At 50.0% G+C, this 234-nt stretch carries 1 tRNA gene; it reads left to right on the top strand.

Going from position 1 to position 234, the window contains the following annotated elements:
- Positions 1-158: 158 nt before the first annotated feature.
- Positions 159-232 (top strand) — tRNA-Gly (locus SAZ04_RS23045).
- Positions 233-234: the final 2 nt, after the last annotated feature.

Consider the following 234-nt stretch of genomic DNA (forward strand, 5'->3'; position numbering starts at 1 on the left):
AGCTCGTCGGGCTCATAACCCGAAGGTCGGCGGTTCAAATCCGTCCCCCGCAATACCATGGTCCGGTAGTTCAGTTGATTAGAATACCTACCTGTCACACAGGAGGGCAGGTGTTCGAATCTCTCAGGGCGCGCCAATACATCAAAATACTTAAATTTGCGGGTGTAGTTTAGTGGTAAAACCTCAGCCTTCCAAGCTGATGATGTGAGTTCGATTCTCATCACCCGCTCCAAT

Source organism: Halalkalibacter lacteus (assembly GCF_036663595.1).
Lineage (GTDB): Bacteria > Bacillota > Bacilli > Bacillales > Bacillaceae_D > Halalkalibacter > Halalkalibacter lacteus.